Source organism: Bacillus sp. FSL R5-0416, assembly GCF_037975425.1.
GTDB classification, from domain to species: Bacteria; Bacillota; Bacilli; order Bacillales; family Bacillaceae; genus Bacillus; species Bacillus subtilis.
In genome coordinates, this window is the sequence record NZ_CP150252.1 from 1,659,289 (window position 1) to 1,671,713 (window position 12,425).

The 12,425-nt window shown below is 44.9% G+C and carries 14 protein-coding genes; 13 read left to right on the forward strand and 1 reads right to left on the reverse strand.

The window, feature by feature from the left end:
- Positions 1-10: 10 nt before the first annotated feature.
- The 10 genes from def (at position 11) to spoVM (ending at position 9,025) form a co-directional block, all read left to right on the forward strand.
- A complete protein-coding gene (gene def / locus NYE20_RS08825; protein WP_015383630.1) occupies positions 11-493 on the forward strand; it encodes a peptide deformylase in 483 nt (160 codons plus the stop codon).
- 4 nt (positions 494-497) lie between these two features.
- Positions 498-1,451 carry a methionyl-tRNA formyltransferase gene (gene fmt / locus NYE20_RS08830; protein WP_161621565.1) on the forward strand — a complete coding sequence of 318 codons (954 nt, stop codon included), beginning with the start codon at positions 498-500 and terminating at the stop codon, positions 1,449-1,451.
- Positions 1,438-2,781: a 16S rRNA (cytosine(967)-C(5))-methyltransferase RsmB gene (gene rsmB, locus NYE20_RS08835; RefSeq protein WP_161621566.1), complete on the forward strand. Its 1,344-nt coding sequence runs from the start codon at positions 1,438-1,440 to the stop codon at positions 2,779-2,781. Before fmt ends, rsmB begins: the two co-directional genes overlap by 14 nt.
- Before the next feature lie 3 nt (positions 2,782-2,784).
- Positions 2,785-3,876 (forward strand): 23S rRNA (adenine(2503)-C(2))-methyltransferase RlmN, encoded by a 1,092-nt coding sequence (gene rlmN / locus NYE20_RS08840; protein WP_100506558.1) that lies wholly within the window; start codon positions 2,785-2,787, stop codon positions 3,874-3,876.
- A 6-nt stretch (positions 3,877-3,882) separates the two neighbouring features.
- Positions 3,883-4,647 carry a protein-serine/threonine phosphatase PrpC gene (gene prpC, locus NYE20_RS08845; protein ID WP_161621567.1) on the forward strand — a complete coding sequence of 255 codons (765 nt, stop codon included), beginning with the start codon at positions 3,883-3,885 and terminating at the stop codon, positions 4,645-4,647.
- Positions 4,641-6,587, forward strand: a complete 1,947-nt coding sequence (gene prkC / locus NYE20_RS08850) for a serine/threonine protein kinase PrkC (protein WP_014479763.1) — start codon at positions 4,641-4,643, stop codon at positions 6,585-6,587. Before prpC ends, prkC begins: the two co-directional genes overlap by 7 nt.
- Positions 6,588-6,601: 14 nt before the next feature.
- Positions 6,602-7,498: a ribosome small subunit-dependent GTPase A gene (gene rsgA, locus NYE20_RS08855; RefSeq protein ID WP_003232060.1), complete on the forward strand. Its 897-nt coding sequence runs from the start codon at positions 6,602-6,604 to the stop codon at positions 7,496-7,498.
- 4 nt (positions 7,499-7,502) lie between these two features.
- Positions 7,503-8,156 (forward strand): ribulose-phosphate 3-epimerase, encoded by a 654-nt coding sequence (gene rpe, locus NYE20_RS08860; protein WP_161621568.1) that lies wholly within the window; start codon positions 7,503-7,505, stop codon positions 8,154-8,156.
- A gap of 72 nt (positions 8,157-8,228) precedes the next feature.
- The gene (locus NYE20_RS08865) at positions 8,229-8,873 is read left to right on the forward strand and encodes a thiamine diphosphokinase (RefSeq protein ID WP_014479765.1); all 645 of its coding nucleotides are present in this window, start codon (positions 8,229-8,231) and stop codon (positions 8,871-8,873) included.
- 71 nt (positions 8,874-8,944) lie between these two features.
- Positions 8,945-9,025, forward strand: a complete 81-nt coding sequence (spoVM, locus tag NYE20_RS08870) for a stage V sporulation protein SpoVM (RefSeq protein WP_003221545.1) — start codon at positions 8,945-8,947, stop codon at positions 9,023-9,025.
- A gap of 72 nt (positions 9,026-9,097) precedes the next feature.
- Here the strand turns inward: spoVM and rpmB are convergent, their stop codons facing one another.
- A complete protein-coding gene (rpmB, locus tag NYE20_RS08875) occupies positions 9,098-9,286 on the reverse strand; it encodes a 50S ribosomal protein L28 (protein WP_003221548.1) in 189 nt (62 codons plus the stop codon).
- Between the two features lie 276 nt (positions 9,287-9,562).
- On the opposite strand from rpmB, the gene NYE20_RS08880 reads away from it, so the two are divergent.
- The 3 genes from NYE20_RS08880 to sdaAB all read left to right on the forward strand — a co-directional run bounded on the left by NYE20_RS08880 (position 9,563) and on the right by sdaAB (position 12,403).
- Complete coding sequence (locus tag NYE20_RS08880; protein ID WP_003232054.1) at positions 9,563-9,925, forward strand: Asp23/Gls24 family envelope stress response protein; 363 nt, start codon at positions 9,563-9,565, stop codon at positions 9,923-9,925.
- A gap of 15 nt (positions 9,926-9,940) precedes the next feature.
- Entirely contained in the window at positions 9,941-11,602 is a 1,662-nt protein-coding gene (locus NYE20_RS08885) for a DAK2 domain-containing protein (RefSeq protein WP_032725682.1), read from the forward strand.
- A gap of 138 nt (positions 11,603-11,740) precedes the next feature.
- Positions 11,741-12,403 carry an L-serine ammonia-lyase, iron-sulfur-dependent subunit beta gene (sdaAB, locus tag NYE20_RS08890; RefSeq protein ID WP_003232050.1) on the forward strand — a complete coding sequence of 221 codons (663 nt, stop codon included), beginning with the start codon at positions 11,741-11,743 and terminating at the stop codon, positions 12,401-12,403.
- Positions 12,404-12,425 lie beyond the last annotated feature (22 nt).

Consider the following 12,425-nt stretch of genomic DNA (forward strand, 5'->3'; position numbering starts at 1 on the left):
GGGTAACAAATTGGCGGTAAAAAAGGTCGTCACACATCCTGCGGAGGTTTTGGAAACACCTGCGGAAACCGTGACTGTTTTTGATAAAAAATTAAAAAAACTGCTTGACGATATGTACGACACCATGCTTGAAATGGATGGAGTCGGACTGGCAGCGCCCCAGATCGGCATTTTAAAAAGAGCGGCCGTCGTAGATATCGGGGATGACAGAGGGAGAATTGATCTCGTTAATCCTGAAATTTTAGAAAAAAGCGGCGAGCAAACCGGAATTGAAGGATGCTTGAGCTTTCCTGGCGTCTATGGTGATGTCACACGTGCCGATTATGTCAAAGTGCGCGCGTTTAACCGTCAGGGAAAACCATTCATTCTGGAAGCGCGAGGCTTTTTAGCAAGAGCCGTGCAGCATGAAATGGACCACTTAGACGGTGTGCTGTTTACATCTAAAATAAGTAAATACTATACAGAAGATGAACTAGCGGATATGGAAGGATGATTTGATGACGAGAATCGTATTTATGGGAACGCCAGATTTTTCAGTTCCTGTTTTAAGAACCCTGATTGAGGACGGATATGAAGTAGTGGGGGTCGTCACACAGCCGGACCGTCCGAAGGGCAGAAAAAAAGTCATGACACCTCCTCCGGTAAAGGAAGAGGCATTGCGCCACGGCATCCCGGTTCTTCAGCCGGAAAAAGTCAGATTGACAGAAGAAATTGAGAAAGTGCTGGCATTAAAGCCTGACCTGATTGTAACGGCGGCATTCGGACAAATTTTGCCTAAAGAGCTTCTCGACAGTCCAAAATACGGCTGCATTAACGTTCACGCCTCTCTTTTGCCGGAACTGCGCGGCGGGGCACCGATCCATTATTCCATTCTGCAGGGAAAGAAAAAAACCGGGGTTACCATTATGTATATGGTAGAAAAATTGGATGCGGGCGATATGATCTCAAAAGTGGAAGTGGACATTGAAGAAACCGACAATGTCGGAACACTGCACGATAAATTAAGCGCGGCTGGCGCGAAGCTGTTGTCTGAAACGGTTCCAAACGTTATTACTGGCAGCATTTCACCTGAAAAGCAGGATGAAGAGAAAGCGACGTACGCGCCTAATATCAAAAGAGAGCAAGAGCTGCTCGACTGGTCCAGAACGGGCGAAGAGCTTTACAACCAGATCCGCGGCTTAAATCCATGGCCTGTTGCTTATACGACTCTAAACGGACAAAACTTGAAAGTATGGGCGTCGAAAAAAACACCGGCACCAACAACAGCAGAGCCCGGCACAGTCGTTGCGGTTGAAAAGGAAGGGATTATCGTTGCCACAGGTAATGATACGGCCCTGTTATTAACCGAACTTCAGCCGGCCGGCAAAAAACGAATGAAAGGCGAGGACTTTGTGCGAGGCGCTCATGTTGAAGCCGGTGATGTGTTAGGAGTAAACAATGAAAAAAACTAGTGTTCGTGACATCGCCCTTGAGGCGCTGATCAAATTAGAACAAAACCAGGCATACAGCAACCTGCTGCTGAAATCGGTCATTAAATCAAATGAACTGAGTGATCAGGACAGAGGGCTTTTGACTGAACTTGTCTATGGTACATTACAAAATAAGATCGCGCTTGATTATATGCTTAAACCGTTTATCAATAAGCCTCAAAAGGTAAAGGCGTGGGTGATTCAGCTTCTTCGCCTATCCTTATATCAAATGGAGTATTTAGAGAAGATTCCAGACAGGGCAGCCATCCATGAAGCGGTTGAGATTGCTAAAATCCGCGGACACAAAGGCATTGCTTCATTTGTCAACGGCGTGCTCCGTTCTATTCAGCGCGAAGGTGTTCCATCCTTTGACGCGATCGAAGATCCTGTACGCCGGCTGGCGACAGAAACAAGCCATCCGGAATGGCTTGTGAAAGAGTGGGCGGACGCGTATGGGTTTGACGCGGCCGAAAAGATTTGCCGTATCCATCTCATTCCGCCGAAGCAGACGCTGCGTGTCAATCAAATGAAAGCAGACAGAGCTGAGCTGCTTGACCAAATGGCTGCTGAGGGAATCGAAGTTGAAAAAGGCGACCTCGCTGAAGATGCTGTGAAGCTCTTAAAGGGAACAATTGCCGGAACTCATTTCTTCCAAAACGGCGAAGTTTCCATCCAGGATGAGAGCTCCATGCTCGTCGCCCGCGCCCTTGATCCTAAGCCAGATGAAACAGTGCTTGACGCGTGTGCGGCGCCTGGCGGAAAGTCGGCTCATATCGCAGAATTAATGAAGAACAAGGGGAGCGTTACGTCGCTTGATCTTCACAAACATAAAGTGAAGCTGATCAAAGAAGCGGCAGATCGGCTTGGCCTGACAATCATTCATGCGGAAACAATGGATGCAAGAAAAGCGGGGGAAACGTTTGAAAACGAACAGTTTGACCGAATATTGGTCGATGCCCCGTGCTCAGGTTTCGGTGTTATCAGAAGAAAGCCGGACATGAAATACACGAAAAAGCCTGACGACAGCGCCCGTCTAGCTGAAATCCAGCTGTCGATCTTGAGGGAAATCGCACCATTAGTAAAAAAAGGTGGCACTCTTGTCTACAGTACGTGTACAATGGACCGGACAGAAAATGATGAAGTAATACATGCGTTTATACAAGAACATCCTGATTTTGAACCCGATTTGTCTCTTGAAAAGCGGCTGCCTGAAAAGGTGAGACCCTTTGTTCGGGATGGAAGGCTTCAAATCCTTCCTCATTATTTCGGAACAGATGGTTTCTTTATTTGCAGCATGAGAAAGAAGGGATAAGCAATGACAGAACTTAATAAAACAAAAGTAAGAAAAGAATTGCGGACAGAGCGTCCGTCTATTTATTCTTTTGAATTAGATGAAATTAAACAATGGCTGACAGACAACGGAGAGAAACCGTTCCGTGCGGCTCAGATCTTTGAATGGCTATATGAAAAACGCGTATCTTCTTTTGAAGAAATGACAAACCTCTCAAAGGATCTGCGTGAGAAATTAAACACTCATTTTGTGTTAACAACGCTGAAAACGGCTGTTAAACAAACTTCTCAAGACGGTACGATGAAGTTTTTGTTTGAGCTTCATGACGGTTATACCATCGAAACCGTTTTAATGAGACACGAGTATGGCAATTCTGTATGTGTAACGACACAAGTCGGCTGCCGTATTGGCTGTACATTTTGCGCGTCAACGCTTGGAGGCTTAAAACGAAACCTTGAAGCGGGGGAAATTGTCGCTCAAGTAGTCAAAGTGCAAAAAGCTCTTGATGAAACGGATGAACGTGTCAGCTCTGTCGTGATCATGGGAATCGGCGAACCTTTTGATAACTTTAACGAAATGCTCGCTTTCTTGAAAATCATTAACCATGACAAGGGCCTGAATATCGGTGCTCGCCATATTACGGTCTCTACGAGTGGAATCATCCCGAAAATTTACGAATTTGCTGATCAGCAAATGCAGATTAACTTTGCAATTTCTCTGCACGCGCCGAACACAGAAATCAGAAGCCGTTTGATGCCGATTAACAGAGCATATAAACTGCCTGATCTAATGGAAGCCGTTAAATATTATATTAATAAAACAGGACGCCGTATCAGCTTTGAATACGGGCTGTTCGGAGGCGTAAACGACCAGGTGGAACACGCCGAAGAGCTTGCCGACTTGCTGGAAGGAGTCAAATGCCACGTGAACTTGATTCCGGTAAACTACGTGCCTGAACGGGACTATGTGCGCACACCGCGTGATCAGATTTTTGCTTTTGAAAAAACGCTGAAATCCCGCGGAGTAAATGTCACAATCCGAAGAGAGCAAGGACATGACATTGACGCAGCCTGCGGTCAGCTTCGCGCGAAGGAGCGTCAAGACGAGACGAGGTGATGAGGGTTGTTAACAGCCTTAAAAACAGATACAGGAAAAATCCGCCAGCATAATGAAGATGATGCGGGGATATTCAAGGGGAAAGATGAATTTATATTAGCGGTTGTCGCTGATGGCATGGGCGGCCATCTTGCTGGAGATGTTGCGAGCAAGATGGCTGTGAAAGCCATGGGGGAGAAATGGAATGAAGCAGAGACGATTCCAACTGCGCCCTCGGAATGTGAAAAATGGCTCATTGAACAGATTCTTTCGGTAAACAGCAAAATATACGATCACGCTCAAGCCCACGAAGAATGCCAAGGCATGGGGACGACGATTGTATGTGCACTTTTTACGGGGAAAACGGTTTCTGTTGCCCATATCGGAGACAGCAGATGCTATTTGCTTCAGGACGATGATTTCGTTCAAGTGACAGAAGACCATTCGCTTGTAAATGAACTGGTTCGCACTGGAGAGATCTCCAGAGAAGACGCTGAACATCATCCGCGAAAAAATGTGTTGACGAAGGCGCTTGGAACAGACCAGTCAGTCAGCATTGACACCCGTTCTTTTGATATAGAACCCGGAGACAAACTGCTTCTATGTTCTGACGGACTGACGAATAAAGTGGAAGGCACTGAATTAAAAGACATCCTGCAAAGCGATTCAGCTCCTCAGGAAAAAGTAAACCTGCTTGTGGAAAAAGCCAATCAGAATGGCGGAGAAGACAACATAACAGCAGTTTTGCTTGAGCTTGCTTTACAAGTTGAAGAGGGTGAAGATCAGTGCTAATCGGCAAGCGGATCAGCGGGCGTTACCAAATTCTCCGCGTTATAGGCGGCGGGGGAATGGCCAACGTTTATTTAGCTGAGGATATCATTCTAGACCGTGAAGTCGCAATTAAAATCCTGCGGTTTGACTATGCAAATGACAATGAATTTATCAGACGTTTCCGCAGAGAAGCCCAATCCGCATCAAGCCTCGATCACCCGAATATTGTCAGCATTTACGATTTGGGCGAGGAAGATGATATTTATTATATTGTCATGGAATACGTTGAAGGCATGACGCTTAAAGAATACATAACAGCAAATGGGCCGCTTCACCCTAAAGAAGCGCTGAACATCATGGAGCAAATTGTCTCAGCCATCGCTCATGCCCATCAAAACCAGATTGTTCACAGAGACATCAAGCCGCATAACATTTTGATTGATCATATGGGAAATATCAAAGTAACGGATTTTGGAATTGCGACGGCACTAAGTTCGACCACAATCACCCATACCAATTCAGTTCTGGGCTCGGTCCATTACTTATCACCTGAACAGGCCCGGGGCGGCTTAGCCACAAAGAAATCGGATATTTATGCGCTTGGAATCGTTCTATTTGAGCTTTTAACCGGCCGTATTCCGTTTGATGGAGAGTCAGCAGTCAGCATCGCCTTGAAGCATCTTCAAGCGGAAACTCCTTCGGCAAAAAGGTGGAATCCATCGGTCCCCCAAAGCGTTGAAAACATCATACTCAAGGCAACTGCCAAAGATCCTTTTCATCGCTACGAAACGGCTGAAGACATGGAAGCAGACATAAAAACAGCTTTTGATGCCGACAGACTCAATGAAAAGAGATTTACGATTCAAGAAGATGAAGAAATGACAAAAGCGATACCTATTATTAAAGATGAAGAACTCGCTAAAGCTGCTGGCGAAAAAGAAGCTGAAGTGACAACCGCACAAGAAAACAAAACAAAGAAGAACGGTAAAAGAAAAAAGTGGCCGTGGGTTTTGCTCACGATATGCCTCGTTTTTATCACAGCTGGAATTCTTGCTGTCACTGTTTTTCCGTCGCTTTTCATGCCTAAGGATGTCAAAATACCTGATGTCTCCGGAATGGAATACGAAAAAGCCGCAGGGCTCTTGGAAAAAGAAGGTTTACAGGTTGATTCCGAGTTGTTGGAAATCTCAGATGAAAAAATTGAAGAGGGCCTGATGGTAAAAACGGATCCTAAAGCGGATACCACAGTCAAAGAAGGCGCCACGGTCACCCTTTATAAGAGCACCGGAAAAGCAAAAACGGAGATCGGTGATGTGACAGGCCAAACGGTCGACCAGGCAAAAAAAGCGTTGAAGGACCAAGGGTTTAAACATGTAACAGTAAATGAAGTGAATGACGAGAAAAATGCGGGCACTGTCATTGACCAAAATCCTTCAGCAGGGACTGAGCTTGTCCCGAGTGAAGATCAAGTCAAACTTACAGTCAGTATCGGACCCGAAGACATTACGCTTAGAGACTTGAAAACCTACAGTAAAGAAGCAGCGTCTGGATATCTGGAAGACAACGGATTGAAGCTTGTAGAAAAAGAAGCATACTCAGATGATGTTCCAGAAGGACAGGTTGTCAAACAAAAACCAGCAGCAGGTACGGCAGTAAAGCCGGGAAACGAAGTTGAAGTGACATTCTCTCTCGGACCAGAGAAAAAACCTGCGAAAACAGTGAAAGAAAAGGTCAAGATCCCCTACGAACCAGAAAATGAAGGGGACGAGCTTCAAGTGCAAATCGCAGTTGACGATGCGGATCACAGCATCTCTGACACTTACGAAGAATTTAAGATAAAAGAGCCGACTGAACGAACGATCGAACTAAAGATTGAACCCGGCCAAAAAGGGTACTATCAAGTAATGGTAAACAATAAAGTTGTCAGCTACAAAACCATTGAGTATCCGAAAGATGAATAACAAGGAGGGAAAATATGCCTGAGGGCAAAATTATTAAGGCGCTAAGCGGCTTTTACTATGTATTGGATGAATCAGAGGATTCAGATAAAGTAATACAATGCAGAGGAAGAGGCATTTTCAGAAAAAACAAAATTACTCCTCTTGTCGGTGATTATGTTGTGTATCAAGCTGAAAATGACAAAGAAGGATATTTAATGGAAATTAAAGAAAGAACCAACGAGCTTATCAGGCCGCCAATTTGCAACGTTGATCAAGCGGTCCTTGTTTTCTCAGCGGTTCAGCCTTCTTTCAGCACGGCATTGCTCGACCGCTTCCTGGTTCTCGTTGAGGCCAATGATATTCAGCCGATTATATGCATTACTAAAATGGATCTGATTGAAGATCAAGATACTGAAGATACGATACAAGCCTATGCAGAAGACTATCGGAATATTGGTTATGATGTATACCTTACCTCCTCTAAGGACCAAGACAGTTTAGCGGACATCATCCCGCATTTTCAGGATAAAACAACGGTATTTGCCGGTCAGTCCGGTGTTGGGAAATCCTCGCTTCTCAACGCGATCAGTCCGGAGCTCGGATTAAGAACAAACGAGATTTCCGAGCATTTGGGCCGCGGGAAACACACAACCCGCCACGTGGAGCTGATTCATACGTCCGGAGGTTTGGTTGCAGATACACCGGGATTCAGCTCGCTTGAATTTACAGACATTGAGGAAGAAGAGCTGGGCTATACCTTCCCTGATATCAGAGAAAAAAGCTCTTCATGCAAATTTAGAGGCTGTTTACATCTGAAAGAGCCGAAATGCGCGGTGAAACAAGCTGTTGAAGACGGGGAATTAAAGCAGTATCGCTATGACCATTATGTTGAATTTATGACGGAGATTAAAGACAGAAAGCCGAGGTATTAGCATAATGATAAAGGTTGCACCATCTATTCTTTCCGCTGATTTTGCCGCTTTAGGCAATGAGATTAAAGATGTAGAAAAAGGCGGAGCCGATTGTATTCATATTGATGTTATGGACGGCCATTTTGTCCCGAATATCACAATCGGTCCGCTGATTGTAGAAGCGGTCCGGCCGGTAACGGATCTGCCGCTTGATGTCCATTTAATGATAGAAGAGCCGGATCGTTATATCCCGGCTTTTGCGAAAGCAGGAGCAGATATCCTGTCTGTGCATGCTGAGGCATGTCCGCACCTGCACCGTACCATCCAGCTCATTAAAGAGCAAGGAGTGAAGGCCGGAGTAGTTCTAAACCCGCATACCCCTGTACAAGTCATCGAACATGTTTTCGACGATCTTGATCTTATTCTTTTAATGACGGTGAACCCGGGCTTCGGCGGGCAGAAATTTATTCATTCAGTCCTTCCTAAAATAAAAGAGGTTAAGCGTATGGCGGATGAAAAAGGAAAAAAAGATCTGTTAATTGAAGTAGACGGCGGCGTCAACAAAGAAACCGCTCCGCTCGTCATTGAAGCGGGCGCAAATTTACTCGTTGCCGGTTCAGCTGTTTATGGGCAGTCTGACCGCAAAAAAGCAATTTCTGAAATCAGAGGAAGCAAATAAGCAGCTTTAGAAAAGAGCTGGGCATACAATAGCCTAAGCTCTTTTTCCTGTATGCAGAGAAAGGAATCAGAGATGAAAACAATTAATATCGTTGCGGGAGGCCCGAAAAATCTCATTCCCGATCTAACCGGCTATACGGATGAACACACGCTTTGGATCGGTGTTGACAAAGGCACCGTCACTCTCTTAGATGCCGGGATCATTCCTGTTGAAGCCTTCGGAGATTTTGACAGCATAACAGAGCAAGAACGCCGGCGAATAGAAAAAGCCGCTCCCGCCCTTCATGTGTATCAAGCAGAAAAAGATCAAACAGATTTAGACCTCGCCCTTGATTGGGCGCTGGAAAAGCAGCCGGATATTATTCAGATTTTCGGCATTACAGGCGGCAGAGCTGATCATTTTTTAGGAAACATTCAGCTTCTGTATAGAGGTGTAAAAACGAACATAAAAATTAGGCTGATAGACAAACAAAATCATATTCAAATGTTCCCTCCTGGTGAATATGATATTGAGAAGGATGAAAATAAGCGATATATCTCCTTCATACCGTTTTCCGAAGACATACATGAGCTGACCCTGACCGGTTTTAAATATCCTCTAAATAATTGTCATATTACGCTCGGTTCAACACTATGTATTAGTAACGAACTCATTCATTCACGAGGTACTTTTTCGTTTGCAAAAGGCATATTAATAATGATAAGAAGCACGGATTAAGCATGTGCTTTCATTCAATTGCTGAAAACAATGAACAAGGCGGTTACGGGACGTTATAGGAGGGGACAAAAATGAAATTTTACACCATTAAATTGCCGAAGTTTTTAGGAGGAATTGTCCGGGCGATGCTGGGCTCATTTAGAAAAGATTAATGCCCAGGGGTTCAAAGCCCTCTTTCACCACATAAAAACGCCTGCCACATATCGGGGCAGGCGTTCATTTTGTTATACACGCTCAACTTTACCGGATTTCAAAGCTCGAGCAGATACATATACTTTTTTAGGTTTTCCGTTCACAAGGATACGAACCTTTTGAAGATTCGCGCCCCAAGTGCGCTTAGAAGCGTTCATTGCGTGAGAACGGTTATTCCCAGCTGTTGTTTTTTTACCTGTGATAACGCATTTACGTGCCATTTGTTTCCCTCCTCACTTGCACAAAACATCTACTTTTTAACATTCATATAATCTTAGATGCTTTCGATATGGATACTTTAAATAATTTACCACAGCTAAAAAACGTTTGCAACTATTGTTTCATCATCTTTCAAGAAAATTCACTTGACATCTTGCGGAAACAGCAGCGCTATAGTATATGTAGAGGTACGGCCAGCGATTATTGCCTGGTCTTTTCATAATGGAAACCATATAGTAGAATAGCTGTAACTCTATGCATTCGAAGGAGGAACTAGTGTGTCCATTGAATTAAGAACGAAGTACGGACAGATTGATATATCTAATGAAGTCATCGCGATGGTTGCAGGAGGCGCGGCGGTTGACTGTTACGGCATTGTCGGCATGGCCTCTAAAAACCAGATTAAAGACGGACTGACTGAAATCCTTCGGAAAGAGAATTTCAGCAGGGGTGTCCAAGTTCGCCAAGAAGGAGAACAGATACATATCGACATGTATATCATTGTCAGCTACGGCACGAAAATTTCTGAAGTGGCACATAATGTCCAAACAAAAGTAAAGTACACAGTAAATCAAACCATCGGACTGGCAGTGGATTCTGTCAATATTTATGTCCAAGGCGTACGAGTGACGAACCCGTAGTTAGGAGGAGTAGGATTGTCTATCAGAACATTAGACGGCAGAACCTTTGCCGAGATGATTCTTGCGGGAGCGCAGAATCTGTCTCAAAACGCCAGTGCAGTTGATGCACTGAACGTGTTTCCGGTGCCGGACGGTGATACGGGAACAAATATGAACCTGTCGATGACTTCCGGAGCAAGAGAAGTTGAACAAATGGATACGGATGATATCGGGAAGGTGGGCTCCGCGTTATCTAAAGGGCTGCTCATGGGAGCACGCGGAAATTCAGGAGTTATCCTATCCCAATTGTTCCGCGGATTTAGCAAAAACATTGAAACGAAAAAAGAAATTAATGCACTTGAGTTTGCCGCTGCGCTGCAAGCAGGTGTAGACATGGCGTATAAAGCTGTCATGAAACCTGTAGAGGGCACCATTTTAACAGTTGCAAAAGACGCTGCAAAAAAAGCAATGATCTTAGCAGAAAAAGAAACCGATATCACTGCGCTGATGACTGCAGTGACAGAAGAAGCAGAGGCGTCTTTAAACCGCACCCCTGAATTGCTACCTGTCCTAAAGGAAGTAGGAGTTGTCGATAGCGGGGGCAAAGGCCTGCTCTGTGTGTATGAAGGTTTCCTTGCTTCATTAAAAGGTGAAACTGTACCTCAGAAAGCAGTTCTTCCGTCACTTGACGACATGGTCAGCGCAGAGCATCACAAGAGCGCGCAAAGCATGATGAATACCGAAGATATTGAATTTGGATTCTGTACCGAAGTGATGGTTAGGCTTGATCAGACAAAAAGAGAGTTCGACGAAGGCACGTTCAGGCAAGACCTCAGCCAGTTCGGAGATTCTCTGCTTGTGATTGCGGATGAATCGCTGGCGAAGGTTCATATTCATGCTGAAGAGCCGGGAAACGTGTTAAACTACGCCCAGCATTACGGTGAATTGATCAAAATAAAAATAGAAAATATGAGAGAACAGCATACCTCTATCATCAGTCAAGAAAGCAAACCTGCAGACAACGAAACACCGCCGGCAAAACAGCCGTATGGCATTGTGACTGTAGCGATGGGAGAAGGAATTGCAGACCTATTCAAAAGCATTGGCGCTTCTGTTGTGATTGAAGGCGGCCAGACCATGAACCCAAGCACTGAGGATATTGTTGATGCCGTGAAGTCTGTAAATGCAGATACGGTATTTATCCTGCCTAACAACTCCAACATTATCATGGCTGCTAACCAAGCGGCCAGCGTAGTGGATGAACAGGTTTTTGTCATTCCTGCTAAAACGGTTCCGCAAGGGATGTCAGCTCTGCTGGCTTTTAACCCGGATCAAGAAGCTGAAGCGAACGAGGCCAATATGCTAAGCGCCATTCAGCAAGTAAAAAGCGGACAGGTGACGTTCTCAGTCAGAGATACTCATATTGACGGTAAAGATATTAAAAAAGGCGACTTTATGGGCATTCTGAATGGAACGATTATCGGCACTTCTGAAAATCAGCTGTCAGCCGCGAAAATGCTGCTGTCAGAAATGATCGGAGAAGATGATGAAATCGTGACCATTCTATATGGTGAGGATGCGTCTCAGGAAGAAGCTGAGCAGCTTGAAGCGTTTCTCAGTGAAAAGTACGAGGAGATTGAGGTTGAGATCCACAATGGGAAACAGCCTCTGTATTCGTATATAGTTTCAGTAGAATAGAAGGGCAATTTGCCCTTCTATTCTTATGTCTGCTTTTAAGTGCGGCAGCGCTGTAACGCGCCCGCTTGCCATTTTATATCTGATCAATTAGTCTAGAAGCAAAGCGCTAATAAGCTCTGGTTCATAAGGAGGAATAGCATGAAATACAGAAGCGTTTTTGATATTATCGGCCCGGTTATGATCGGTCCGTCCAGCTCTCATACAGCGGGAGCTGCTAGAATCGGGAGAGTGGCCAGAAGTTTATTTGGCAGAGAGCCTGAGCGCATCATTGTATCTTTTTACGGCTCGTTTGCGGAAACGTATAAGGGCCACGGCACAGATGTCGCGATTATCGGCGGATTGCTTGATTTTGATACATTCGATGAACGGATTAAAACCGCTATACAAATTGCAGAAGCTAAAGGAATTGATATAGAGTTTCGGGTAGAAGATGCAGTCCCGGTCCATCCGAACACAGCAAAAATCACCATTTCTGATGAAAAGGGTGAGCTGGAACTGACGGGTATTTCGATTGGCGGAGGAAAGATTGAAATCACAGAATTGAATGGTTTTGAGCTCCGGCTGTCAGGAAATCATCCGGCCATACTAGTTGTTCATAATGACAAGTTTGGCACAATTGCCGGTGTTGCCAATGTTCTGGCGAAATTTTCAATTAACGTAGGACATATGGAAGTAGCCCGGAAAGATATCGGCCAGCTTGCGCTGATGACAATAGAGGTCGACCAAAATATTGACGACCACATTCTCGACGAGCTGTCGAAACTGCCGAATATTATTCAAGTGACAAAGATTGCTGACTAGCGAAAAGGGTCAGGAGGAGCCA

Coding starts and splice junctions, on each gene's coding strand:
- fmt (WP_161621565.1), top strand. CDS start 498: ATGACGAGAATCGTATTTATGGGAACGCCAGATTTTTCAGTTCCTGTT.
- rsmB (WP_161621566.1), top strand. CDS start 1,438: ATGAAAAAAACTAGTGTTCGTGACATCGCCCTTGAGGCGCTGATCAAA.
- rlmN (WP_100506558.1), top strand. CDS start 2,785: ATGACAGAACTTAATAAAACAAAAGTAAGAAAAGAATTGCGGACAGAG.
- rsgA (WP_003232060.1), top strand. CDS start 6,602: ATGCCTGAGGGCAAAATTATTAAGGCGCTAAGCGGCTTTTACTATGTA.
- rpe (WP_161621568.1), top strand. CDS start 7,503: ATGATAAAGGTTGCACCATCTATTCTTTCCGCTGATTTTGCCGCTTTA.
- NYE20_RS08865 (WP_014479765.1), top strand. CDS start 8,229: ATGAAAACAATTAATATCGTTGCGGGAGGCCCGAAAAATCTCATTCCC.
- spoVM (WP_003221545.1), top strand. CDS start 8,945: ATGAAATTTTACACCATTAAATTGCCGAAGTTTTTAGGAGGAATTGTC.
- rpmB (WP_003221548.1), bottom strand. CDS start 9,286: ATGGCACGTAAATGCGTTATCACAGGTAAAAAAACAACAGCTGGGAAT.
- sdaAB (WP_003232050.1), top strand. CDS start 11,741: ATGAAATACAGAAGCGTTTTTGATATTATCGGCCCGGTTATGATCGGT.